Origin of the sequence: Rhizohabitans arisaemae (assembly GCF_025996515.1) — a bacterium.
GTDB lineage: Bacteria > Actinomycetota > Actinomycetes > Streptosporangiales > Streptosporangiaceae > Rhizohabitans > Rhizohabitans arisaemae.
In genome coordinates, this window is sequence record NZ_BLRH01000009.1 from 464,974 (window position 1) to 489,881 (window position 24,908).

Annotated in this window: 23 protein-coding genes; 9 read left to right on the forward strand and 14 right to left on the reverse strand. The window is 70.8% G+C overall.

The annotated features are described in order from the left end of the window. Positions 1-376 precede the first annotated feature (376 nt). Positions 377-1,024, forward strand: a complete 648-nt coding sequence (locus RUR_RS03050) for a leucine-rich repeat domain-containing protein (RefSeq protein WP_283133295.1) — start codon at positions 377-379, stop codon at positions 1,022-1,024. 87 nt (positions 1,025-1,111) lie between these two features. Here the strand turns inward: RUR_RS03050 and RUR_RS03055 are convergent, their stop codons facing one another. The 6 genes from RUR_RS03055 to RUR_RS03080 all read right to left on the reverse strand — a co-directional run bounded on the left by RUR_RS03055 (position 1,112) and on the right by RUR_RS03080 (position 6,730). Continuing rightward, positions 1,112-2,311 carry an ABC transporter permease gene (locus tag RUR_RS03055; protein ID WP_283133296.1) on the reverse strand — a complete coding sequence of 400 codons (1,200 nt, stop codon included), beginning with the start codon at positions 2,309-2,311 and terminating at the stop codon, positions 1,112-1,114. Then, positions 2,308-2,994: an ABC transporter ATP-binding protein gene (locus RUR_RS03060; RefSeq protein WP_283133297.1), complete on the reverse strand. Its 687-nt coding sequence runs from the start codon at positions 2,992-2,994 to the stop codon at positions 2,308-2,310. Before RUR_RS03060 ends, RUR_RS03055 begins: the two co-directional genes overlap by 4 nt. Next, on the reverse strand, positions 2,991-4,037 hold the full coding sequence (locus RUR_RS03065) for a peptidoglycan-binding protein (RefSeq protein ID WP_283133298.1): 1,047 nt from the start codon (positions 4,035-4,037) through the stop codon (positions 2,991-2,993). The genes RUR_RS03060 and RUR_RS03065 overlap by 4 nt, the downstream gene beginning before the upstream one ends. Beyond that, positions 4,034-4,540, reverse strand: coding sequence for a hypothetical protein (locus RUR_RS03070; RefSeq protein ID WP_283133299.1), 507 nt, complete (start codon positions 4,538-4,540; stop codon positions 4,034-4,036). The genes RUR_RS03065 and RUR_RS03070 overlap by 4 nt, the downstream gene beginning before the upstream one ends. A gap of 142 nt (positions 4,541-4,682) precedes the next feature. Beyond that, positions 4,683-6,035 (reverse strand): sensor histidine kinase, encoded by a 1,353-nt coding sequence (locus RUR_RS03075; protein WP_283133300.1) that lies wholly within the window; start codon positions 6,033-6,035, stop codon positions 4,683-4,685. Then, positions 6,032-6,730: a response regulator transcription factor gene (locus RUR_RS03080; protein WP_283133995.1), complete on the reverse strand. Its 699-nt coding sequence runs from the start codon at positions 6,728-6,730 to the stop codon at positions 6,032-6,034. The genes RUR_RS03075 and RUR_RS03080 overlap by 4 nt, the downstream gene beginning before the upstream one ends. A gap of 260 nt (positions 6,731-6,990) precedes the next feature. On the opposite strand from RUR_RS03080, the gene RUR_RS03085 reads away from it, so the two are divergent. The 3 genes from RUR_RS03085 (at position 6,991) to RUR_RS03095 (ending at position 9,003) form a co-directional block, all read left to right on the forward strand. Then, a complete protein-coding gene (locus tag RUR_RS03085; protein WP_428846922.1) occupies positions 6,991-7,485 on the forward strand; it encodes a MarR family winged helix-turn-helix transcriptional regulator in 495 nt (164 codons plus the stop codon). Between the two features lie 88 nt (positions 7,486-7,573). Continuing rightward, complete coding sequence (locus tag RUR_RS03090; protein ID WP_283133301.1) at positions 7,574-8,038, forward strand: hypothetical protein; 465 nt, start codon at positions 7,574-7,576, stop codon at positions 8,036-8,038. A 512-nt stretch (positions 8,039-8,550) separates the two neighbouring features. After that, positions 8,551-9,003: a hypothetical protein gene (locus RUR_RS03095; RefSeq protein ID WP_283133302.1), complete on the forward strand. Its 453-nt coding sequence runs from the start codon at positions 8,551-8,553 to the stop codon at positions 9,001-9,003. Between the two features lie 426 nt (positions 9,004-9,429). Here the strand turns inward: RUR_RS03095 and RUR_RS03100 are convergent, their stop codons facing one another. After that, positions 9,430-10,116 (reverse strand): TetR/AcrR family transcriptional regulator, encoded by a 687-nt coding sequence (locus RUR_RS03100; protein WP_283133303.1) that lies wholly within the window; start codon positions 10,114-10,116, stop codon positions 9,430-9,432. A gap of 63 nt (positions 10,117-10,179) precedes the next feature. Between RUR_RS03100 and RUR_RS03105 the strand changes: the two genes are divergently transcribed. After that, positions 10,180-11,130, forward strand: a complete 951-nt coding sequence (locus RUR_RS03105; RefSeq protein WP_283133304.1) for a DUF2867 domain-containing protein — start codon at positions 10,180-10,182, stop codon at positions 11,128-11,130. Between the two features lie 10 nt (positions 11,131-11,140). Here the strand turns inward: RUR_RS03105 and RUR_RS03110 are convergent, their stop codons facing one another. Then, the gene (locus RUR_RS03110) at positions 11,141-11,572 is read right to left on the reverse strand and encodes a DUF2000 domain-containing protein (protein ID WP_283133305.1); all 432 of its coding nucleotides are present in this window, start codon (positions 11,570-11,572) and stop codon (positions 11,141-11,143) included. A 50-nt stretch (positions 11,573-11,622) separates the two neighbouring features. Between RUR_RS03110 and RUR_RS03115 the strand changes: the two genes are divergently transcribed. Further along, positions 11,623-11,865: a hypothetical protein gene (locus RUR_RS03115; protein WP_283133306.1), complete on the forward strand. Its 243-nt coding sequence runs from the start codon at positions 11,623-11,625 to the stop codon at positions 11,863-11,865. Positions 11,866-12,259: 394 nt separating this feature from the next. Continuing rightward, a complete protein-coding gene (locus RUR_RS03120; protein ID WP_428846926.1) occupies positions 12,260-13,081 on the forward strand; it encodes an SAM-dependent methyltransferase in 822 nt (273 codons plus the stop codon). 31 nt (positions 13,082-13,112) lie between these two features. Here RUR_RS03120 and RUR_RS03125 read toward each other — a convergent pair whose 3' ends face one another. The 6 genes from RUR_RS03125 to cas6 all read right to left on the reverse strand — a co-directional run bounded on the left by RUR_RS03125 (position 13,113) and on the right by cas6 (position 20,117). Continuing rightward, positions 13,113-13,952: an MBL fold metallo-hydrolase gene (locus RUR_RS03125; protein WP_283133308.1), complete on the reverse strand. Its 840-nt coding sequence runs from the start codon at positions 13,950-13,952 to the stop codon at positions 13,113-13,115. 159 nt (positions 13,953-14,111) lie between these two features. Beyond that, positions 14,112-14,774, reverse strand: a complete 663-nt coding sequence (locus tag RUR_RS03130; protein WP_283133309.1) for a TetR/AcrR family transcriptional regulator — start codon at positions 14,772-14,774, stop codon at positions 14,112-14,114. Between the two features lie 33 nt (positions 14,775-14,807). Continuing rightward, positions 14,808-16,991, reverse strand: a complete 2,184-nt coding sequence (locus RUR_RS03135) for a hypothetical protein (RefSeq protein WP_283133310.1) — start codon at positions 16,989-16,991, stop codon at positions 14,808-14,810. Next, positions 16,988-17,794, reverse strand: a complete 807-nt coding sequence (locus RUR_RS03140) for a hypothetical protein (RefSeq protein WP_283133311.1) — start codon at positions 17,792-17,794, stop codon at positions 16,988-16,990. The genes RUR_RS03135 and RUR_RS03140 overlap by 4 nt, the downstream gene beginning before the upstream one ends. A 638-nt stretch (positions 17,795-18,432) precedes the next feature. Continuing rightward, a complete protein-coding gene (locus RUR_RS03145; RefSeq protein ID WP_283133312.1) occupies positions 18,433-19,113 on the reverse strand; it encodes a Crp/Fnr family transcriptional regulator in 681 nt (226 codons plus the stop codon). Positions 19,114-19,451: 338 nt separating this feature from the next. Continuing rightward, entirely contained in the window at positions 19,452-20,117 is a 666-nt protein-coding gene (gene cas6, locus RUR_RS03150) for a CRISPR-associated endoribonuclease Cas6 (RefSeq protein ID WP_283133313.1), read from the reverse strand. 374 nt (positions 20,118-20,491) lie between these two features. On the opposite strand from cas6, the gene RUR_RS03155 reads away from it, so the two are divergent. Together RUR_RS03155 and RUR_RS03160 are read left to right on the forward strand one after the other, a co-directional pair. Further along, positions 20,492-23,530 carry a glycosyl hydrolase family 18 protein gene (locus RUR_RS03155; protein WP_283133314.1) on the forward strand — a complete coding sequence of 1,013 codons (3,039 nt, stop codon included), beginning with the start codon at positions 20,492-20,494 and terminating at the stop codon, positions 23,528-23,530. Between the two features lie 130 nt (positions 23,531-23,660). Then, positions 23,661-24,830: an alpha/beta hydrolase family protein gene (locus RUR_RS03160; RefSeq protein WP_283133315.1), complete on the forward strand. Its 1,170-nt coding sequence runs from the start codon at positions 23,661-23,663 to the stop codon at positions 24,828-24,830. The last annotated feature ends 78 nt before the right edge of the window (positions 24,831-24,908 follow it).

The following is a 24,908-nucleotide window of genomic DNA, read 5'->3' on the forward strand; positions in this document are numbered from 1 at the left end:
CCGGCCATCCTGGGCACCACATGTATCCACCCCGTATCAGCCGCCACGCAGTCGTCCATCCGATTCACCGGCGTCGGTCAGCCGGCCCCGTTCATCCCATCGCCCGCTTCCGGGGATGAGAACGGGTGGGCGTGCCACCCGCCGACGTCGGTACTGCGTCTCGCTGCTCGTCGGCTCCGGGCGTACCGCCGACGACGGCCGACAGGTCGATGACGGCCGTCTGCGGCCGGGCCGTCCCACGACGTGCAAGTCGTTCTCCAGTGCCGGTCTCTAGCGTCGTCGCCGACCCTCGTGCCCGAGCGGCCGAGGAGACGACGAAGACCGGTACGGCGCAGGGGCGGGCCCAGGCTCGCGGGCGACAAGGGGAAGGCAGACCATGACGAACTCCGAGGCGGACCAGGCGATCGCCGTCACACGGATCACCGAGTGCCTGGAGAACGGATCGGCCGACCTCGACCTGTCCGGTCTCCAGCTGAGCACGGTACCCGAGTCACTCGCCCGGCTCACCACCATCAAATCGCTCGACCTGTCCGCCAACCGGTTGACCGCTCTACCCGAATGGCTGGGGAACCTCACCACCCTGGATTGGCTCGACCTGAGGGGCAACCGGTTGACCGCTCTCCCCGAGTGGCTGGGGAACCTCACCGCACTCACCTGGCTCGGACTAAGCGGCAACCAGTTGACCGCCCTACCCGACTCTCTGGGAAACCTCACCGCACTCACCTGGTTCTACCTGTATGACAACAAGCTAACCGCTCTACCCGACTCGCCTGGGAACCTGACCACACTCACCTGGCTCGGACTGAGCAGCAACCAGTTGACCGACCTACCCGAATGGCTGGGAAACCTCACCACCCTCAAATCGCTCGACTTGCGCCGCAACCGGTTGACCGTCCTACCCGACTCGCTGGGAAACCTCACCACCCTCGAACTGCTCGACCTGGAAGGCAACGGGTTGACCGCTCTGCCCGAGTCCTTGGGGAACCTCACCGATGTCGCCTGGTTCGGCTCCGACGGTCGCTAACCGATTGCGGGCCCGCGCCTCCTGCGCGCCTTGGCCAGGACATCGCCACCCCAGAAGGCGGCCATCCGGTCGAAGGCCGGAACGGTTTCAGGTCGCGCCGAGGGCCACCGTCGGGGAGAGACGGGCCGCGCGTACGGCCGGGTAGAGCCCGGCGAGTGAGCCGATCACCAGCGTCGCGGCCAGGCCGCCGCCCACCGCCCAGAACGGCAGCACGGTGGGAAAGCCGCCTGCCAGCGCGTATCCGGACGTCACCGCGGCGCCGAGCACCAGACCGGCCAGCCCGCCGAGCCCGGACAGCAGCAGCGACTCGGTGAGGAACTGCAGCCGGATGTGGCCGCGGGTCGCGCCGAGCGCCCGGCGCAGCCCGATCTCCCCGCGCCGCTCCAGCACCGAGACGACCATGGTGTTGGCCACGCCGACCCCGCCGACCAGCAGGGCGACCGCGCCGAGACCGAGCAGCAGGCCGGTGAACGCGCCCGACGCGGCGGCCCGGGCGGCCAGCGCGTCCGAGGGCCGACTGACCGTCACCTCCTCCGGGTGCTCCGGGTTGACCGTGCGCGGCAGCACCGCGCGGACCGCCTCGACCTCCTCGGGCGTCGACCGCTCGTACAGGGTGGTCGGGTGGCCGTCGAATCCGAGCAGGTCACGCGCCGCGGTCCAGCCGACCAGCGCGGCCCGGTCGATGCCCGGGGCGAGCGGTACCGGCTTCAGGACGCCGAGGACGGTGAACCGGCGCCCACCTAGCCAGACCGTGCCGCCGGGCGCGCGGACGCCCAGCCGGGCGGCCGCCAGATCGCCCAGGACGACCGTGGGATGGCGCTCGGTGGCGGCGGTGAACCACCGACCGGCCGCCACCTCGCCTTGGACGGTGGTCAGCAGGGTCAGGCCCGCGGCCCGTACCGAGATTCCGCGGGTCTGGTCGGCGGGGATGCGGTCGGTCCGGTAGACACCCATGGTGAGGTCACCGGTGGCGGCGACGGCGTACACGGAGGAGATCCTGCCGACCATGGCCACCGATTCGGCGGGCAGCTTGGCGTCCTTGCCCAGCAGGGTCTGCCCGGCCTTGACGGTGAGCAGGTTGGTGCCCAGTTCGTCCAGCCGACGCAGCAGGTCGGCCTGGCCGGAGGAGGAGACACCGACGACGGCGAGGACCGTGGCGATGCCGATCGCGATGCCGAGCGAGGCGAGCAGGACCCTGAGCCTGCGCACCCGGAGATTCGCCGCCCCGACGCGGAGCAGATCGGACGGCCTCAGCCGCGACACGGGGAAAGCGGCGGGATCCGTCATGGCCCGCCTCCGGGCACGTCCGCGACGATGTGCCCGTCGTGCACCCGTACCTGGCGGCCCGCGGCCGCGGCCACCTCCTGCTCGTGGGTGATGATCACAATCGTGGTGCCGTCGGCGTGCAGGTCGCGCAGGACGTCGAGCACCTCGGCGCCGGCCACGCTGTCCAGGTTGCCGGTCGGCTCGTCGGCGTACAGGACCAGCGGGCGACGCGCGACGGCCCGGGCCACCGCGACCCGCTGCTGTTCGCCGCCGGACAGCTCGTGCGGCCGGTGCGTGACGCGTCCGCCGAGCCCGACCCGTTCCAGCGCGGCGGCCGCCCGTTCGCGTCGTTCCCGCAGCGGCACCCCGGCGTACAGCATGCCGTCTGCGACGTTGTCCAGCGCCGGCACGCCGGCCGCGAGGTGGAACCGCTGGAACACGAAGCCGATCAGCGAGGCGCGCAGCCCGGACAGTCTCCGGTCGGGGAGCGCGGCCACGTCGTGGCCCGCCAGCAGGACCCGGCCGGAGGTCGGCCGGTCCAGCGCGCCCATCATGTGCAGCAGCGTGGACTTGCCCGAGCCGGACGGACCGACGACGGCCAGCAGCTCGCCTCGGTGGATCTCCAGGTTCACGCCGCGCAGCGCGCAGACCCCGCCCGGGTAGGTCTTCACCACGTTCTCCAGGCAGACGATGGGGGTGGTCACGGCGCGGGCACCCCCACGAGCACACCTTCGCGGAGCCCGGTGCCGGACACCTCGACCCGCCCGGAGGCGAACACGCCCACGGTCACCGGGATCGTCCGTACGGCGACGCCTTCGACCACCTCCAGGCCGTAACCGCCCGCGCGGAGCGCGAGCAGCGCCTCGATCGGTACGGACAGCACGTCGCGGCGGGTCCGGCCGCGGAGCTCCACGCTGACGGGGGCCTGGTCCAGGCCGCGTGTCGTGCTCAAATCGTCCATGGTGACCTCCACGTCCACGGTGGCTCCGCCGTCCTCGTCGGTCTTGGCCACGGTGCCGACCTTGGCGATCTTCCCCGCCACGACGACCTCGCCGGGGAGCTCGACCTTGACCGGGGCGCCCTTGCCGACCAGGTTCTGTCGTCCCGCGTCCAGGGCGACGGTGACGACCGGCCGGGTCCCGGTGACGGTCAGCACGGTCTGCCCGGGCCGGGCCGCCGCCCCCACCGCCGCAACCGGCTCCCGTACCCGGACCTCCCCGGGGAGGAACACCACCTGGGCGCGGGTGACCTCGCCGGTCACCGGTAGGCCGGCGTCCTTCTGCCAAGCGCGCACGGCGGCCACGGTGGCCGGGTCGAAGCGCTCGTCCACGTCGACCTTGTGGCCGAGCGCCCGCAGATTGGCCTCCAGGTGCCGTACGTCGGCGCCGCCGGGGACGCCGTACCGGAGCGTGCGGTGCATGGGTTTCGGCGCGTACATCAGCACGACCGGCTCCCGGTCGACCTCGTACAGGTGCGCGCCGCGCCGGACGACCGCGCCCGCGGCGGGCAGCGCGGTGAGCGTGCCGGCGGCCGCGTTGACCACCGGGCGGTGCGTGCCGTGGCCGAGGGTGCCGCCGACGGTCACCGTGTCGACGAGGTCGCCGCGCTCGACGGCGACGGTGGCGGGCGTCGCTGCGGCGGCCTCCCCCGCGACACCGCCGCCCTCGGTGCCGAGGACCGCGGCCGCGGCGACTCCGCCGAGCACGGCCACCCCCAAACCCGACGCGATCAACGTCCGCCGTCTCACCGGGGCCCGCTCCCCCCACCCGGCTTCTTCCCCTCGCACGCCTTCTCCGCCTTGACGTACTGCGGCGAGTCGGTCGCGGCCCCCGGCTTCAGCACGATCTCCCCGGCGGCGTCGGGGGCCGGGTCGGGCAGGTCGACGCCGTTCTCGCGCATGCAGGCGGCGTAGGCGAGGTATGCGTCCAGCACCCCGGGGTCCCCGGCGCCCGGCCGGTCCCCCGCCGCGGACTGCACATACCGGCGGCACGCCTCCTGCGCCTTCTCCAGCACGTCCGCGCCGACCCCCGTCTCGGCGGCGTTGTACCTGCCGCTCTCCCGCGGGTCCTCGACCGGCACGCCGTTCTCCCGCATGCAGGTCATCCAGTCGGCCAGGCTCTCCTCGGTGCCGCCGCTCGCGCTCGCCCGCGCGGCGTTCCCGGCCGGTACGGCCTGCGACGCGCAGCCCGCGAGCAGGAGCGCCACCGCCAGAACGGCACCGCCGTGGATCGTGGACCTCCGTGGTCCCATCGTCGATCACCTCCGTGTCGGATGTGCGGCCAATCTCCCGGCCGAACCTGACCGCGACGGCGCTCCTGGCGGAAAACCCGCAGAATGTTCCCGGGCGTCCGGTCTTGCTTTGGAGGGTGTACGGCTGGCAGGGGCCGATCGGTCAGTCGGCGGCGGGAAGGCGGACGCGGAACACGGCACCATGGCCCGGCACACTGTCCACCTCGGCGACACCCCCGTGGGCCTGGGCCAACGCGGCCACGATGGCCAGCCCCAGACCGGTGCCGCCCTCGTCGCGGGAGCGGGCCCTGTCTGCGCGGTAGAACCGCTCGAACACCCGCTCCGCCTGCTCGGCGTGGAGCCCCGGTCCCCGGTCGGCGACCTCCAGCAGCACCGCCGGGCCGCCCTCGGGCAGCCGTCCCTCCGTCAGCCGTACCGTGACGGCCGTGCCGGGCGGGGTGTGGCGTACGGCGTTGCCGACCAGGTTGGCGACCACCTGGCGCAGCCGGGACTCGTCTCCGATCACCTGCGGCGCGTTCGCCCCCGCCACCACGAGGTCGAAGGCGCGGTCGCGGGCCAGGAGGCCGGTCTCCCGTACCACCTCCGCCGTCACCGCCAGCAGATCGACCCGGTCACGGCGGAGCGGGCGGCTCTGATCCAGGCTCGCGAGCAGCAGCAGGTCTTCGACGAGCAGCCCCATCCGGCCCGCGGCCCCGGCGATCCTGGCGACCAGCTCGTGCTCGCCGTACCGATGCCGGTACAGGTCGGCGAATCCGCGGATGGCGGTGAGCGGGGTGCGCAGCTCGTGCCCGGCGTCGGAGACGAACCGCCGCATCCGCTCCTCGGAGGCCTCCCGCGCCAGGAAGGCCGTCTCGATCTGCCCCAGCATGCCGTTGAGCGCCCGGGCGAGCCGCCCGACCTCGGTACCGGGCGCCGACTCCTCCGCCTGCCGTACCCGCCGGGACAGGTCGCCGGCCGCGATGAGCTCGGCGGTCTCCTCGATCTCCCGGAGCGGGCGAAGGCTGCCGCGGACCACGACCACGCCCGCGGCCGCCACGACGACGATCACGGCCAGGGCCATCAGCGCGTCCAGCCAGGCCATCTGCCGGACGGTCTCCGTCACGTCGGTCAGCGGCATGGCGACCACCAGCCCGTCCCCGGCCAGCACGCGCCACCCGCCGGCGGTGAACCGGCCTTGCGGCACCGGCGAGGGCAGGGCGGACTCCATCCGGGGGTCGACGTCGCGGGAACGCGCGGTGACGGTGCCGTCGGCGGCGAGCCGGAGCACCTGGACGTCGCTCGGCACGTACACCCGCAACCTGCCGTCCGGTGTGGGCCGGTCGTCCTCCATGTCCCGCCGCAGCGTCTCGGCGGTCCGGCCGATCTGGTCGTCCACCCGCTGGAGCAGCCGGTCCCGGAGCACGACCACGCTCACCACGCCGATCGCCGCCGCGGCGACCGTGACCAGGAGCACCACGGTCACGGTGAGCCTGACCCGCAGCGACGCCCGCTTCACCGCGGCGGCCTGAGCACGTAGCCGACCCCGCGCAGGGTGTGGATCAGCCGCGGGTCGCGGTGGTCGACCTTGCGGCGGAGCGCGGAGACGTACTTCTCCACGATGCCGTCGTCGCCGCGGAAGTCGTACGCCCAGACGTGGTCCAGGATCTGCGGCTTGGACAGCACGCGCCCGACGTTGAGCATGAAGTAGCGCAGAAGTTTGAACTCGGTCGGCGAGAGCTGGATCGGCTGACCGCCGCGCCAGGTCTGGTGGCTCACCTCGTCCAGCTCGATGTCGGCGAAGCTGAGCCGTGGCGGCGGCTCGACGGACCCGTCGTGGGAGCGCCGCAGTACGGCCCTGATCCTGGCCACCACCTCGTCGAGGCTGAACGGCTTGCTGACGTAGTCGTCGCCGCCGAGCGTCAGGCCTTTGATCCGGTCGTCGACCGAGTGGCGGGCGGTGAGGAAGAGCACCGGGGTCCGGTCGCCACCCGAACGCAGCCGCCGGATCACCTCGAACCCATCCATGTCAGGCAGCATGACGTCCAGGACGATCAGGTCCGGCCGGTGCCGCAGCACCGCCTCCACCGCGCCCACCCCCCTCGGCAGACCGACGACCTCGAAGCCGGTGAAGCGGAGGCTGGCCGACAGCAGTTCGAGGATGTCCGGCTCGTCCTCCACCACGAGCAGTCGCGCCTCCGGCGTCCGTCGGATCTCGACCACCCCTGCCCCCTTCGTGAGCGACCCCGGAACGCCATCGTGCGCAGCGCGGCTGAGTGCGAGCTGAACGGCCGCCGACCGCAGGATCAGGATCGCGCGGGTACGGCCCGGCGTGCCTATCACGGTACTTCGGCGGGCTCATCGCCGCCCTGGCCGACCGGGCACGTTCGCCGTGTCGAGGTGGCGGGTGCACGGCTCCTCGCCGTCGTCCCGGCGGAGTATCGGGTACGGGCGTTCGCCGGAACCCTGCGACCATGCGCGCCGCGGAAGTCCCGGCCGACGCCGTGGGAGAGACTAGGGGGGTGAGCATCGACGACGGCCGCCCCACCCCGCCCGTGACAAGCGCCTCCATCGTGGTGCTCACCTTGGCACGACGGGTCGAGACCGAGCTCAACGGCGCCCTCGCGCCGTTGGACCTCACGGTCGGCAGGCTCGGCCTGCTGGGTCACATCGCGGGCGTGCCCGGAGTGTCGTTCAGCGACCTGGCGCGGATGTCGGGGACCACGGTCCAAAGCGTGCACGGCGCGGTGAAGGCCCTCGTCGTCGCCGGGCTGGTGCGCGACCACACCGCCCGGGCCGGGGCCGCCTCGGCGATCGAGGTCACCCCCCAGGGCGCCCGTCTCCTGAACGAGGCCAGGAAGGCGGTGGCCGAGGTCGACGATCGCCTGTTCGGACCGGACGCCGACCCCGTCCTGCGGGAGGTCGGCCGGACCGTCCGCAGCGCGTTCGCCGGCGAGCAGACACCCTGACCCCTTGGCGAATTCGCCCCAACCTTCAAGGCGCCTGAAGTATTGATTATGCTTCAGGCAGCCTGAAGGTTCTGGAGAAGGGTCCGCCATGGAACACGTCCTGCTGTCGCTGCACGTGCTCGCAAGCATTGTGTTCGTCGGCGGCTCGGCCGTCGCGACGAGCCTGTTTCCCCGCTACGCACCGGTCGCCGCCGGCTCCCCCGCGGGCACGTCGTCGCCGGACCCGGGAGAGCGCAACCGGGCGACCGCGGTCGCCCTGCATCGCATCACCCGGGGATACAGCCTCTTCGGGCTGGTCGTCCCCGCCGCCGGCATCGTCCTCGCCACGGCCCAAGGACGCATGGGCGAGATCTGGATCACCGTCTCGATGGTCCTCACCGCCGTCGCGGGCGGACTTCTTGCCACCCAGATCTACCCGAAGCAGCGCGAAGCGCTTGGCGAACCCGACGACGGGCGGCGACTGCGCACTCTCTCCATGCTCGCCGGAATCTACAACCTGCTCTGGGCGATCGTCGTGGTACTCATGATCGTCCGCCCCGGCTCCGCCGTGTGATCCCGCGCCGGGGCGCGGGTCGCCCGGGAACGGTGTGCGGAGGAAGTGGGCGAAGAGAGTGCTCGTCGCGGTGCCGAACCGCCGAGCCTCATCGGGCGAGTGGGAAGGTGTACCGCGGCGAAAACCTCTGGGTGATCGACGCCTTGGTCGTGCCGGCGACCCCACGGGCCACCGCCGAACTGCCCGTCACCGACCTGGCGGAACATCTCGTACGGGCGTTCGCCGGAACACTCCGACCGTACGGAGTGATCGGTGATCGCCACAGCACGTGCCATGAATTCCCCATTATCCGACACACCATATTATCCACTAGCGGCCTCTAGGATGGATTAAGTCCCGCCTACATATTCCAATCTTGGCCTCCCAATAGATATTCAGCAGACCAGAAGTCAAAACTGTAGAAATTTGACACGCCACGAGCGGGGCACAATCGACACGAACCCTGGCCACCCTCATCCGACCCACCCATAATGTTGCTCGGAAATGGATGAGAGCATCGGAGGGAAGCAAGAATGTCAACCCCCGCAGGCCGCAAACCTGGCTGGCGCATCCTTGGAGCCGTCGTACTCACCATCGGGTCCGCAGCGGTGATGGCGACCACGCCAAGCCAGGCTTCCGGCTCAGCTTTGGTGAAGAGCTCTTCCTCCATCATGGCGAACCAGGATGGTATCTGCAGTGGCGGTGAGATCTGCTTTGCCGCTCAGTCCGTCGGCAACCAGAGCCTGTCCGACTTCTCCACCAACGACGCTAATCTAAACAACAACCAGTACCTTTCACCGGGCGTAAACCGGGGACTCACCGTCGGAAACACTGCCCGCTGGGCCTGGAATTACGACAGCGTCAGAACCGCCGTCATCTGCACCGGCGTCAATTACACCGGTAGTTGCGCAGGAATCCCACCAAACTCCGGCGGGCAGTTGAACGTCACCTATCGCGCCAACGTCGAATCGGTTTACTGGCAATAATTTGCCCACACCGGCTTGTCGGGGAGCGTTCGGAAATCCGGGCGCTCCCCTCGCGATGTTCGCGCGTCTCGCACACGCCTGAAACAAAGAACCCGGAAATCGCGGATAAGGCCGGACCCGCCCGTACTCTCGGTAGACGACAGGGGTGTGGCACGGGTTGGCCGTCGAGCCACCTGAGACAGTCCAGGCGGCGGCCCGGCCGGCCGATATGGCCGGCGGCCGTGCCAAAACACCCTAACAGGTCGACTCCACTGCGCCAGGGTCCGCGCTCTCCCGAGAGCGGAGTACGAATGAGGTGGCCGCGCAGGGTACTTGTGGTGGTACCGAATCGCCGGGTGTCGGCGGCTGAAGGGAGCAGGTCGGGACGGCCACGGCGAGCCGCGGCAGGCCTTGCCAGACTCGGCTCGGGGCGAGCCGGGCCGGGCGTCAGGACGAGCCGGAGCCCGCGGCGAGACGAACCTCGGTGTGTCCGGCGTCGGGGAGTTCCCGGCGATCGCCGGTCGGCCGCCGTCCGCGATCCTCGCCGCCGGGCTCCGCGGGGAACAGGCGGGTGAACAGCGCGCCGGTCGCCTCGCCGAACCGCCGGGCGTCCGCGGCGGGCGGAAGCAGGTCGGGGACGGCCGCGGTGAGCTGAAGCAGGCCGACCCAGAGCGCGTACGCCTGCAGCGCGCCGTCGGTGGCCTCCTCCTCGGCCAGGCCGATCTCGCGGAGGCAGGCGGCCATGAATCCGAGGCGCCGATGGCCCGCCTCGCGAACGGCGCGGGAGACCCGGGGGTCGCCCACCTTCCCCAGGAGGTCGATCTCGGCCCGCGCCCAGGAGCTCAGGTGATGCACGATGCCGAACAGCTCCTGAAGCCGGTGCCGCGGATCGTCGATCCCCTCCAGCCGGTCGATGATCTCCTCGGTGCCCCGGAGCCAGCGGTCCAGGACCGCCTGAACCAGTTCACCGCGGTCCTTGAAGTGCCAGTAGAAACTGCCCTTGGTGGTGCCGAGCCGTTTGGCGACGGGTTCGACCGCCACCGCGTCGAGGCCCCCTTCCATGAACGCCTGGTAGGCGGACTCGGTCCAGTCCCCGGTGGAGAGGCGTTTGCTGGTTGCCCGTACGGCCGACATGTCCATACGGTACCGTATGCGACCGACCATACGGGTGCGTATGGATACCGGGGAGGTTACGTCGTGATCGTCAACGTACATGAGCGGGCCATTCCCGTACCCCCACAACAGCTGGGCGACATGCTGGAGACCTTGGGCACGGTACGGGATGAGATCTGGCATTCGGACCTGGTGCAGCCGATCGCCCTGAACAACGGACTCCAGGTCGGGTCACGCGGCGGGCACGGCCCCGTCCGCTACACCGTGGTCGAGCACACTCCCTGCAGATTCATCCGGTTCCGGTTCGAACCCGGCGTCGGGCTGGTCGGACACCACTGGTTCGAGGTCGTCGAATCGGCGGACCCCGAAAGCGGCGCCCCGCGGACCGTCCTCCGGCACACGATCAAAGCCCGGCCCACCCTCTGGGGCCGGATCAGCTGGCCGCTGCTGATCCGCCCCATCCACGAAGGGGCGGTCCAGGACATGCTCGACCACATCGAGCGCACCGTGACCGGCACCGCCAACCGCGGCAAACCCACCACGCGATGGGCGCGGTGGCTCGCCCCGCGCCTGCGCCGCCGCCACGTCACCCGGCGCCGGATCGATCCCGGTCCCCTCCTCTCCTCGGCGCTGGAGCCCACCGCCGCCGGCGACTCCTACGCGACCCCGCTGCTCCCCTCCGACAGCGTCGACCCGGCGGCCTGGGCCCGCGTGCTCCTCGGCGGGACGACCCGGCTCAGGCGGCTCCACGACGCCCTGGCCGGACCGGCCCCGGATCCGGCGACCGGCTTCCCGGTGCTCGCCACCGCCGAGGACGAGCTGGTCCTGGGCCTGGACCTCCGGCACCTGTCCTTGCGGATCGGCGTCCGCGTCGTCGACTCCCGGGTCCGCCTCACCACCACGGTGCGGGCCCACTCGCGGGCCGGCGCCCTTCGCTGGGCGGTCCTGCGGCGGCTGTACCCGTCCGCCGTACGGCACACCATGGCGACCGCACCCGCCGTGGCCGACCGGGCCGGGACGGCGCTGTCCCGCTGAAGGATGCCGCTCAGGGGTGCTTCCACGCCCCTTTGAGGATCTTGTCCACCGCGTTGCGCGGGCCGTGGACGGCCAGTCCGACCAGGTCCAGGCGGTCACGGCCCACCGCGCGGACGGCGGCCCGGTTGCTCCGGTCGTCGCCGGTGGCGAACAGGTCCGCGGTGAAGATCGACAAATGGACGCCCCGGCCGAGCGCGCGGGAGTGCGCCGCGGTCAGCAGCTCCTTCGTCCCCTCGAACACCATCACCGGCTGCCGGAACATCCGCAGGTAGCCGGTACCGTCGGCGTCCTGGTACGGCTCCCCCACGACCTCGGGGGCCTCGGTGCCGAACCCGCTCACCAGAAAGGCGGTGACGTTGAGCCGCTGCCAGGCCGGCATGTCCTCGCGGAGCAGCACCGCGATCTTCGTGTCGAAGCGGACGGGCATCTCGTCGGTTTCCATGCGGGAGATTCTGTCCCCGGCCCGCGACCGGGGTCTTGTACGATTTTTGCGTGGTCGCCCGCCAGGAGGTCACCGCATGGCGGCCCGCGATCGCCGGGGTCAGCGAGGTCTTCCACGCGCGTTTCGTCGACCACGTCTATCCGATGCACGCCCATGCGGCTTCCACGACCAGCCCCACCTCACCCGGCACTTCACCCGGATCGTCGGCGTGGGTCCGGGAGCCTACGCCCGGTTCTTCGCCCGGCATCTGGGCCGGCCGCGGCCGGCCCCGCCGTCAGGCCGGCGGCCGGTAGGCGGTGCCGGCCAGGAGACGGGGCTTGAGCAGCACCGAACGGCCCGTGAAGGAGCCCGGTGGACTTCTCCTATCGTGACCGGCCGTTCCAATGCGGATGGCGTCTTCGACAGACCGTGCCATGGCGTTCATACATCAGATAATCCGGCTAATAGCTCCACAAAACACCCTTTTAGCCAGCTACAGCCTGGCGGGTTCTAGAAACCCGGACGCCTTTTCCCGGGGTCGGACGATCCCGCTGGTCAGGGCCGCCATCCGGTCCTCTTTGGCACGGCCGGAGCGAATTCCTGGACGTCTTCCCAACTTCTCCTGAAAATATCCGAAATACCGGTAGGGGTAGCTCTCTCCACCAGTTAATGTGTCATCAACCGATGAATCCCCTTCACAAGTGGAAGATGCCTGTGACTGGTACTTCACCCGAGTTCCCCGGAGAGCAGTGGACCGCCTTGGACACCGGAGTCGCCCACACGGCACGTGTCTGGAACTACTGGCTGGGCGGCAAGGACAACTACGCCGCCGATCGCCAGGTGGGTGAACAGATCCGGGAAGTCATTCCCGACATCATCACCTCGGCCCGGGCGGACCGCGCCTTTCTCGGGCGAGCCGTCCGCTATCTGGTGGCCGACGCGGGGATCCGGCAGTTTCTGGACCTCGGCACCGGCCTGCCCACCGCGGGAAACACCCATGAGGTCGCCCAGGAGCTGGCACCCGAGAGCCGCATCGTCTATGTGGACAACGACCCGCTCGTCCTGATTCACGCCCGCGCCCTGCTCAACGGGACCCCGGAAGGGGCGACCGACTACATCGAGGCCGACGCGCGAAACACCGAGCAGGTCGTCCAGGCCGCCTCCCGGACGCTCGACCTCGGCCGGCCCGTCGGGCTGATGCTGCTGGGGATCCTGAACTTCATCACCGACGACGACGAAGCCGTCGAGATCATCGACCGGCTCGTCGCCGCCGTCCCCTCGGGGAGCCACCTGGCGATCGCCCACCCCACCAGCGAGGTCAACACCGAGGCCGCGCTGGAGTCCCTGCGCCTGTGGAACGAGCACGGCGAACCGAAGATCTGCTTCCGCAGCCGCGAGGAGCTCATCCGGCTCTTCGACGGACTGGAGCTCCTGGAACCGGGTGTGGTCAGCTGCTCCCTGTGGCGGCCCGAGGCGGGCGAGACGCCCGCGCCCGTCTACCAGTTCTGCGGCCTCGCCCGCAAACCCTGATCGCCCGGGCCGGCTCCCCGCCGGCCCGCGCTCACCCCTCCCGCAGCTCGAATCCGCGGTCCGACCGGCACACCACCCCCGACCGGGAGAAGTGCGAGGCGAGGAGCACGGCCCCGCGATCGGCCAGATCGCCGAGGGTCGTCAGGCGCGTCCGCGCCGCCTCCCGGTCGCTCCCGCACAGCATCGAGGAGAGGTCGGGCCGGGTCAGCTGCAGCGGATGGTGGAGCAGGTCCCCCGTGATCGCCACCGTCCGGCCCCCTCCGACGACCTCGACGATCAGGTGCCCCGGGGTGTGGCCGGGCGCGGGCGTCAGCCGTACCGCCTGGTCGATGTGGTGCTCGCCGCGCACCCGATCCAGCAGACCGGCCGCCTCGATCGGCAGCACGCTGTCGGCGACCCGGGCCGCGTGCCGGATCCGGCCGCTGCGCAGGTGTTCGTACTCCGCGGCGCCGACGAGGTAGCGGGCCTCGGGAAACATGGGCTTGAGGTCGTCGGTGGTGTTCCACCCGACGTGGTCGTGGTGGAGATGGGTGTTGACCACGGTGTCCACGGTCTCGGGTGCGATCCCCGCCGCGGCGAGGGTGGCCGGCCAGCGTGAGGTGAACCCGGGGAAGGGCCCCTTTCCCCGCTTCCGTCCGCCGAGGCAGGTGTCCACGACGATCGTCCGGCCCGCGCCGACGATCGCGAACCCCTGAACGATCATCGGGGCGGACCGGTCCGCCTCGGCGATCAGCGCGGTGAGCTCGTCCTCGGCCACCTGCGGGAACAGCCGGGCGGGCGGCAGGACGTCACCGGCGGCGTCCACGAGCGGGATCACCCGACGTTCGCCGACCACGACGGGCTCCGGCTGGGTCGGGGTGTGCAACGGCATACGGGCTCCTCGGCGGCGTGGTGAAAGACCGGGCGGCGGGGGGTGACGGCCAAGGATGCGCACAGCCCGTACCGGAGCGTCAATCGATAGACCTCACCTGACCAGCCAATACCGGACAGATGCCGACCTTTCATCAGGAAACCACATCCGGTACGGCCGTCAGCCGGAGCTCCCCCGGCCACGGGGATTCCGGTCCGGTACGGCCGACGCGGTCCGGAGGAGGGCGGACACGCCCGGTCCGAGCGTGGTGTGGAAGGCGGCGTTCAGCTGAGCGGGCGTCTCCACGACGTCTTCGTCCACACAGCGGGCGATCAGCCCCATGAAGGCGCCGACGACGCAGGTCACGGTCAGGTCGAGGTCGGGCGGCGGAGCGGCCCCCGCCGGGAGCGCGGCGAGCAGTTCGGCCCGGACCACCTCGGCGAGGATCTCGCGGATCCGGCCCTGGATGGCCGTCCCGCTGTGCCGCCCCAGCAGGGCTCGGACCAGGTGCCGCTCCTGATCGATGTGCTCCAGGAGCGGCAGGCTGAAGGCGAACACCCGGCCCGGCCTGAGCGGCACCTTGCTGCCGAAGGCCTCCCCGAGGTCTTCCAGGATGTCCAGGAACACCTCCTCCTTGCCGGCGAAGTGGGAGTAGAAGGTGGAGCGCCCGACGTCGGCGTCGTTGATGATGTCGGTGACGGTGACCCCGTCGTAGCCCTTCCGCAGCATCAGTTCGATCAGGGCGTGGCGGATGGCCTGTTTGGTCCGCCGGACCCGCCGATCAAGCCGCTCCGCCGGGACGTTTGCCGGAATCGCCGGGTCACGGTCATCGATATCAAACATGTCGTTCATTAATGAACAGCATGTCGGAACCTGTCAACCCGGATCCGGCTCCTCGCCGAGCTCGGTGAGGAGCCACCGGGTGAGGGCCCGAAACCGGCGGGCCTCCGCGGACGGGCCGCCGCCGGGGCCCGATCGCGTGGTCCGATCGGCGTCGGCGGCCAGGTCGTGCAGAACCTGCCGGGCCCGGGGATGCCGAGACTCGAGCGCGTTCCGCCACAGGAGCACGATCGGCAGGCGGAGCTCCGGCCGCTCGTCCGCCAGCTCCATGAGCACCGGCAAGCCGGGCCGGTCGCCGCGCCGGGTGGCCAGCCTGACCAGGCAGTCCGCCGCGGCCTTGCGCCACGGCGGGTGCCGCCGGCCGGCCCATTCGGCCAGCGTCCAGACGACCTCCGCCTGCGCGCCTGCGGCGAAGAGGTCCAGCAGCGAGCGCCGGACGATGCCGATGATCGCTTCTTCATCCCGTTCCGTCATGGCTTCGTCTCCTCCGTCGAATCGTCCGAGCCGCCGTTCGACGACCCGGCGCATCCCGGCGAACGCGTCGCCGGGGTAACGCGCGCCGAGGAAGGTGCCGTACGCGGCGAGCGCCGTCGCCCGGCACCGGACGTCGGCGCCGCCCGCCCAGTCGCCGACGAGGCGGCGCACCCGGTCCGCGAGGACCCCGTCGTCGGCGAAGGCGAGCGCCTCGAGGGCCCACGCCACGACCTGCCGGGGCCGAAGCCTCCCGTCCCGTGCCCCCACGTCGAGCACGGCGCGCAGCACGGCCGGGAAGTCGTGCCGGGCCCATTCGGCGACGGCCTGGGCGACCTTGACCCGGACCCGGACGTCCGGGTGGCCGGCCAGGCCGTGGATCCAGGTGAGCACCGGGTCCCGCAGACCGGGACGAGCCCGCCACACCGAGCGCAGGATCGGCTCCCGCAGCCCGGGGTGACGCAGGCGGGCGACCAGGCCCCGGCCCGGCCCGTTCTCTTGTTCGGCCACCCCGACCAGCGGCGACCACCGGCCGGCCGGCCCGCCGAAGGTGTCCGGCGGTTCCGCTTCCCGGCGCGGCAGCAGCCCGTACAGGTCCTCGGCCGCGCGGACGACCGTCGGCAGCGGCATGGCGTCCAGTACGGCGACGGCGACGGCGAACGTCCGCCGCCACCCGGGCGAGGCGCCGAACCCGGTCTGCCAGGCCGCCAGCTCCTCGGCGAGCACCGGCTCGGCCAGGACCTCCGCCACCGGCAGGCCGTCGAGGAACCCGGCGGCCAGGCGTTCGGCGAGCCCGGCCGCCTCGCGCAGGGATCGGCACCGCCGGATCTCGGCGGCGACGCCGGGGGCGGCCCGGACCGCCGCGCCGCCGACGGGGCCGAGCCAGGCCCTCAGGTGGGCGTCGAACACCTCGTCCGGCCCCGGCGGGGTGTGCCGGACGAGGCGGCCGGCGTCGGCCGTGGGCGCCGTGTCGGCGACGATCACCAGGACGCCGCGCCGCTCGGCGAGGGTCCGGGCCAGGTCGGCGAGCGGTCCCCGGCCCGGCGGTCCGGCCGCCGCGCGAAGGACCAGGACCAGCCCTGAGTTCGCGGGGAGGCCGGCGGCGTGGCGCGGATCGGGCGGCAGCCCCTCGATCAGGTGGACCCGGCCGGTCGGATCGGTCCCCCGGGGTACCGCGTGCCGGGCGACCGCGGCGAGCGCGGTGACGGTACGGCCGGTTCCCGGCGCGCCGGCCAGGATCCGGACGGGGTCGCGGGAGAGGCCGCGGACGAGTTCGCGTTCGGCGGGGGTCTCCACCAGGGTGGCCTGGAGCCGCCGGACCTGCCACGGGGTGAGCGGGCCCGCCCGGGGGAGGTCGGGACCGCCGCCCGTGAAGAAGGCCGCCCGTCCACGCGGCCGGTCGCCGGGCCGTTCGCCGAGGACGCCGTCGCGGGTACCGAATCCTTGGGTCCTGGCGTGCAACGCGACCTCGGATTCGTGTTCCGGCTCCTCGGGGGCGCCCTCCAGGGTTCGGCCCGAGCCCGGCTCGGTCCCGCGGCGCGGGGGTTTGCCGTCGTCACCGGCCGGGGCCTCCCGATCGGGTGGCCGGCCGGCCGCGTCCGGGTGCCTGGCCGGATCCCCGCCGGGTCCGGTGGGTACGGCCTGCGGCGGCTCGGCCGTGGCCGGATCCGGGACCGACCTCTCCGGCAGGCGGCGGAGCACGACGGGGCCGGTGGCCGCCGGGGCGGCCGCTCCCCCGCTGCCGCTCACGACCGGTCCAAGCCCTCGGTGAAGGTCATCGAATCGGCCTGATAGCCCCGGGCGTGCCGCCCGGTCAGCCGCATGGTGAAACGCGGCCCCCACTCCGGCCCCTTCCGGATCTCCGGCTCCTGGGCCCGGGAGCGGAACGGATCGGGGTACCCGGCCGCCTCCGGGCCCGGCGCCGCAGCCTCCGGCCCGTACCCGATCTCGTCCGGGAGGGTGAAGGTCCGCATGTCGTACCCCGGGATGTGCAGGTAGGCGGGCACGTTGAAGGCTTTCGCGGGGATCCGCACGCCGATCTCGCGGAACTGCTCGCTCCGCAGGCCGTCCAGCTCCGAGCAGACGACCTGCCGGTAGACCGGCTCGGAGACGAGCAGGGCCAGCTGGGCTCGGTCGCCGAGGACGAGGGCCCGCCGGAGCGGGGCGCAGTCCAGCAGCCGGCCCAGGGTGATGAGCGCGTGCCCGGCGAAGGAATGCGTCCGGAGGGTGTCCAGGTGCATGGCGACCCGGAGCCGGATCTGCATGTCCGGGACCCGGTCCCGGTTGTGCGTCGCCAGCCGGGCGTCGAGTTCGCGGACGAAGCGCCCGACCATCGTGACGAGATCGACGTCGGGTGGGAGGACGGCGAGTTCGCCGTCGCCGGTGGGACGCTTGAGCCACAGTTCCCGGTCCATGCCCAACGATGCGGCGACCTCGCCGAGCATCCGATTTCCATCGAGTTTGATCTCTTCCTGCCGGCGGGTGCTGCGCTCGCTGTACTTCTGGACGTCGAATCCGCAGACCAGCCGGGCGACAAGCGCGGAATTGGGCATGAAGCCTCCCATTACTTGAATTCGGAAAGAAACGTGGTTCCCCGGACCGTTTCGGGTCTCCGGTGCCGAGGGATACGTCCACGGCGGCCCGGCCTGAGGAATAGGCCGGACCGTCCGGGATATGGAGATTGCCGTACGGCGATTGCGCGGGCCGGCCGCTTCCGGGGCCCGGGCCTTGAGTCACGCTCACCGCCGCGAAGGGGCGACCTCTTCGTGGTGGGCCCGTCACGGGTCGTGACCCGTTCCCGGCCTGCGCCGCCTACCGGCGTCTACACCAAATGATCATATGCATAGAATCTCGCACTATTCCGTGGTCATACATCTTTGTATCACCCCAGAGCCAGCCCAAGCAGGAAGAATCCGACACTTCCTCTTAGGTTAGGAATTCTGGACACATCACCATAAAGCGGTTTCTGGTTATTCGGTTGGCGGGGACCAAACGAGCCAGCGCTCCAACTATGCCCCAAACTCCGGAATCCCAATGTCCAGAAATAGACGTTCAAGGCATCAAATTCCAAGACATAGAATGATCATTAAGAGAAGAACTGAAATAGGCGCATAGCAACACCAGGTGCTGGGAAAGCAGTCATCCGGCCCCCAAACCGCACCGCCGTACGGCGCCGGCTCCGTCCCCGCCCTCACCGGGACGGAGCCTTGGCCTCCGCGATCCGCCTCAGCCTGGCCAGGTCGTAAATGATGATTCGGTTGCGTTCGGTGTCCAGGACCCGCTCGTCCCGGAGCCGCTGCAGCACCTTCGCGACGGCGCTCCGGGACAGTCCGACCGTCCCCCCGAGCTCGGTCTGATTGAGCGGGATCTCGGCCGTGTTCGGCGCGCCCCGCTCGGACGACCGCGGCAGGCAGGACTCGGCGAGCCACACCAGCATGCGGGCGACCTTGAGGGGCGAGGGGAGCGTGAGGATCGAGGTCCGCAGATCCTGGCCTTCCAGCACCCGGCTCGCCAGGTGACCGCAGATGGCCGCGGTGAGCCCGTTCTGCTCGCACAGCTCGGTGAAGCGGGGACCGGAGATCTTCCTGACCGTGCAGACCTCGGTCGCCGTCACCGTGGCCGAACGGCGGCGGGGACCCAGGAGTGCCAGCTCCCCCAGCAGCTCGTACGGCCGCCTCAGCGCGAGGACGACCTTGTGCCCTTCGGAATCCACATGGGTGACCTTGACCAGGCCTCGGAGCAGCACAAGCACGCTGTCCTCTTCGGCGCCTTGATGCAGCAGCACGTCACCGGGTTGGTAGCCGCCGGGAGCCCCCGCTGTGACAAGCACGTTCCAGGTCTCGGGTGGGAGGGTCGAGCCGTTAAGGTCCATGGGCCGTCCTGTTTACGGAATCCATTCCTGCGAATCTGGCACGGTCCCGCCCCCGGCTTGGGCGGCATCTTATATCTCCGATCGTGCCGTCACATGGGCTTCATCGGCTTCCCGACGATCTCTTTTGCACCGAGGTGCCCGTCCGCACGTCGCCCCCGTGGTCCGGGTGGCTCACGACCTCGTGGACGGGAAATCCGGATGCCCGGCGAGCCGGTGATCCGGCGCGATGGCCGTCATGGCGTCGACGGTGACCGGGCCTGCGGCGAGCGTGCCGGCGGACAGGGAGTGAGCTTCCGGGTCGGCGACGCGGTCTTGCTCGTACTCCGAAACCCACCCGATCAGCGGATCCAGCCGAAGCCTTCGATGGTGGACAGGCCGAGCCCCCAGGCGTGCAGGGCGTCGAGCAGCTCGGGGGCCGCACCGACCCGGACCCGGGCGCAGGCGCCGATGCGCCACCCCTTGGGCATGTCGAAGCGGCGCCTCGGTCCCTGCTCCAGGACCTCCACCTCGACCTCGTTCGGCAGGCCGAGACAGTCGGCCTTGTGGCGGATGTTGTGCCGGAGCCGCTCGGCGAAGGGCTCGTCGTCCGGGAGGAGGTACCGGCCCTCGTGCTTGAGGAGCACCGGGGAGAGCGTGCCGAACTCGGCGACCCCCGAGGAGTGCTCGGACGGGGCGCCGACCCGTACGCCGAGCAGGGTCATCCAGGTGCCGCCCCAGCGGATCCGCTCCCGGCCGGCGAGCCCGGCGAGGAGGCACCCGGCGATCCTGGGGACGGGCGACCCCATCCAGACATGCCCCTTGCCGCCGGTGGCGTAGACGCCTTTGCGCCGCTCCACCCCGTCGAAGAGCGGGGGTGAGATCCCGATCGGCCGGAGCGGCGTCCCCGCCCAGCCGGAGTTGTGGAGTTCCTCCGACAGTGCCGGGTCCTGTCCCTCCAGCAGGTCGTAGAGGACCCCGCGCGCCGGCCCGTGGACGTCGGCCCAGCTCATCTCCGGTACGTTCACCGCCACATCCACCCGGAACCGCACGTGCGCCGACCCACCCTGTCCTGTTGTCGCGGAAGCCGTCCCCCAACGACTAACACCTCGGCGCGACCGGCGACCGGGGAACGGACGGTCCTGTGATCGACTCGATACACTCCGGGCTCCCCACGTGACACACCGTTTCACCAGCACGCAGGGCCTATCTACTGACATAAGCCCTTTTGGCGAGCTTTTGGGTCTTGACTCCAGGTTAGGCCGGTTCTAACGTCCGAAACTAATAAGAAACTTTACTAAGAGTTTATCCTGGTAAGTGTCCACCCTGCCTTCACCTCTGAAGTGTCACGACCCCAGGCGGCCGTGACTCCACCCCCCACCTTCACGAGAGGAAGCAACCGATGACCCGTCTCCGCCGATGGAGATCACTGATCGTGGGCGTCGCCTTGGCGACGGCCTCGCTCGGTGCGGTCGTGACCGCCACCCCCGCCAACGCCGCGGCCTCGCTGACCGCGCACTTCAGCGCGGCGGACCGCGGGAGCTGGTGGCTCGGCTCCTACGAGGTCCGCAACTCCGGCACCACCGCATCGACCACCTGGACCCTCGAGTTCGACCTGGCCGCCGGGCAGACCGTGACCAACCCCTGGAACGGCACCGTCACCCAGACCGGCAACCACGTGCGGGTCACCCCGGCCTACTACAACCAGAGCGTGCCCGCCGGCGGGTCGACCGCCCCGCACAGCTTCTCCTTCATCGGCGGCGGCCCGACCACACCGCCGACGAACTGCACGATCAACGGCAACCCGTGCAGCGGAGCTCCCCCGGTCGACAACCCGCCCACGGCGCCCGGAACCCCCACCGGCACCTCCACGGACACGACGGTGTCGCTGAGCTGGGCCGCCTCCACCGACGACCACGGGATCAACGGGTACGACGTGTACCAGGGCGAGAGCATGGTCAAGCAGGTCGCCGCCACGCCGACCTCCACCGTCATCACGGGTCTCACCCCCGACACGCCCTACACCTTCAAGCTGAAGGCCCGCGACACCATCAACCAGCAGTCCCCCTTCTCCGGGACGCTGAGCATCCGCACCCAGATCGCGCTGCCGCCGGACACCCAGGCGCCCACGACGCCCGGCACCCCGACGGTCGGCTCGAAGACGAGCTCGTCGGTCACCCTCAACTGGACGGCCTCCACCGACAACCGCGGGGTCACCGAGTACCAGATCTACCGGGTCACCGCCACGGGTGACGTCTCCGCGGGCACCGTGACCGGCGCTCCTCCGGCCCCGACCAGCCAGATCACCGGGCTCGCCGCGGACACCGAGTACACCTTCAAGGTCCGGGCCAAGGACGGGGCGAACAACCTCTCCCCCTTCTCCGGCACGGTGACCGTACGGACCGACGTCCAGCCGACCGACCACGAGGCGTGCCGACCCGACGGCCTGTACAAGACGCCCGGGGTCAACGTGCCGTACTGCACGGTCTACGACACAGGCGGCCGGGAGAAGATGGGCGCCGACCATCCGCGCCGGGTGATCGGCTACTTCGCCAGCTGGCGGCACGGCAAGAACGGCCGTCCCGCGTACCTGGCGAAGGACATCCCGTGGACCAAGATGACCCACATCAACTACGCGTTCGCGCACGTCGACCCGCAGAACCGGATCTCGGTCGGCGCGAACACCCCGACCAACCCCCACACGGGCATCGACTGGCCGGGCGTGCCGGGTGCGGAGCTTGACGCGAATCTTCCGTACAAGGGGCACTTCAACCTGCTCAACAAGTACAAGCGCCAGCACGGCGTGAAGTCCCTCATCTCGGTCGGCGGCTGGGCCGAGTCCGGCGGCTACATCAACGATGCGGGCACGCGGATCCCGAGCGGCGGCTTCTACACGATGACCAGCACGCAGGCGGGCATCAACACCTTCGCCGACTCGGCGGTGCAGTTCATCCGCACCTACGGGTTCGACGGCGTGGACATCGACTACGAGTACGCCACCTCCGCCCCGAACGCCGGGCACCCGGACGACTTCCAGCACGCCACCCCGCGCCGGGCCACCCTGGTCGCCGGTTACGTGAACCTGATGAAGACGCTCCGGGAGAAGCTGGACGCGGCGAGCGCGGCGGACGGCAAGCACTACATGCTCACCGTGGCGGCCACCGCCTCCGGCTGGATCCTGCGGGGCAGCGAGACCTACCAGGTCACCCAGTACCTGGACTACCTCAACATGATGACCTACGACTTCCACGGCGCGTGGAACGACATGGTCGGCCCGCAGATGGCGCTGTACGACGACGGCACCGACGCCGAGATGCTGTACTGGAACGTCTACGGCCTGTACGGCGGGATCGGCTACCTCAACGGCGACTGGGCGGCGCACTACTTCCGCGGCGCCATGCAAGCCGGCCGGATCAACCTGGGCGTCGGCTACTACAGCCGGGGCTGGCAGGGGGTCAACGGCGGAACCGACGGACTGTGGGGTAGGGCCCCGCTGCCCAACCAGACCCAATGCCCGCCGGGCACGGGCAGCCACGTCGGCTCGCAGATCCCCTGCGGCAACGGGTCGATCGGCATCGACAACCTCTGGTACGACACCGACGCGAACGGCAACGAGGTCTCCGGCGGCCAGAACCCGATCTGGCACATCAAGAACCTGGCCGAGGGCAAGGCCGGAAGCTACCGCGAGGCGTACGGGCTGACGCCGACGACCGACCCGGCCGACCGGCTCTCGGGCACCTACGCCGCCAGGTACTCCGCCTCCATGGCGGCCCCGTGGCTGTGGAACGCCACCAAGAAGGTGTTCCTCACCTACGACGACGACCAGTCGATCCAGACCAAGGCCAACTACGTGGCGAGCAAGGGCCTGGGCGGGATCATGATCTGGGAGCTCGCCGGCGACTACGCCTACCACCCGACCCGGGACAACGGGGCGGGCGAGTACTACTTCGGCGACACGCTCACCACCAAGATCTACGACACCTTCAAGACCGCCGCGCCGTACGGGGCGACCAAGGCCAACCGGACGATGCCGACCGGGGTGCTGAACGTCAAGGCCGACGTGCACGGCTTCGCGGTGGGTGACGCGAACTACCCGATCAGCCCCAAGCTGAAGTTCACCAACAACTCGACCACCACCATCCCCGGCGGTGCGGTGTTCGAGTTCGACATCGCCGTCTCCGGCCCGCCCACCATGACCCAGCAGACCGGCTGGACCCTGGCCGTCACACCTGGACACACCGGGAACAACCGGGGTGGCTTCCGGGGTGAGTTCCATCGGGTCCGGCTGACCCTGCCCACCTGGGAACCGATAGCCCCCGGAGCCTCCAAGGAGGTCCAGCTCCGGTACGACCTGCCGATCTCGACACCGTCGAACTACACGGTGACCTTCGGCGGGACCTCCTACCGCCTGTCCACCGACAACCCGCGGACCACGCCATAGCGGTCCCCTGACCCCCTCCGCCGACGCCGATCGCCCGGGGCACACGTTCCGGGCGATCGGCCCCCGGCACCACCCGCACCGCAAGTCCCAAACCCTTGGAAAGGGGCCCTAATCCATGTCGGAGAGCCTCATGTCCCGTCGCATCGTCGTCCTTGGGGGTGTCGCGCTGCTCGGCGCCGCTCTCCCCGCCACCCCCGCGACGGCGCAGGCCGGCCCTGCGCGGGCCGCGTGGCAGGCGCCGCCGACCGGCGACATCCGGCTTCCCGCCCCGACGGGCCCGCTCCCCGTCGGCACCTCGATCGCCCACCTGATCGACCACGATCGGACGGACCCCTACGCGGGGGACGGGCGGTCACGGGAGCTGATGGCGCAGATCTGGTACCCGGCCCGGCGCCGGCACGGCCTGCCGACGGCCCCGTACATGGCCCCGGGCTCGCTCGCGGCCCTGGAGCGCAGCCTCGACGCCGCTCCCGGGTCGCTCAGCCGCCTGGTCCCGCACGCCCGGCTGGACGCGCCGCCGTCGCACCGGCCGGGCGGCTGGCCGGTGATCCTGTTCAGCCACGGGTGGGGCGGTGGCCGGTCGAACGCCACGGCGCTCGTGGAGGACCTGGTCAGCCACGGCTACGTGGTGATCGCCGTGGACCACACCTACGACGCCGGGACGGTGGAGTTCCCGCGGGGACGGCTGGTGGCCTCGGTGCTGCCCCGCGTGCCGACGGAGGCCGACGACCGGCTGAACATCGAGACCCGGGTGGCCGACCTCGCCTTCACCCTGGAGTGGTTCCTCCGCCGGCGTACCGGGCGGTCCCGCCACATCCTGGACGCGACGCGGGTCGGCGTGCTGGGCCATTCCATGGGCGGCTCGGCGGCGGGCGAGCTGATGCTGACCGACGAGCGGATCCGCGCCGGGGTCAACCTGGACGGCGCCTTCTTCGGCTCCCGGTTCCCCGAGTCCGGTTTGGACCGCCCGTTCCTGCTGTCCACGGCGGACGGGGAGCACACGACCTGGACCCGGCTGCAGGCCAACCACCGGGGCTGGGGGCGGCACCTGGCCGTTCTGGGCTCCGGCCACTACAGCCAGGTCGACGGGCCGTTCTTCGTGGAGCCGGCCGAACTGTGGAAACTGCCCGCCGACCAGTTCGCCGCGCTCTTCGGCACGCTGGGGGCCAGACGCGCCGCGACGATCACCCGTTCCTACGTGCGGGCCTTCTTCAACATGCACCTGCGCGGCGAGTCGAGCCCGCTGCTCGACGGCCCGTCCACCGCTTTCCCCGAGGTGGCGTTCCGCTGGACCACGTGACGGGTGATGTCCGCCGAGGCCGGTGATGTGTTACATGGCATCCGTTGAACATGGGGTCAAAATGGGATATTGCTGACT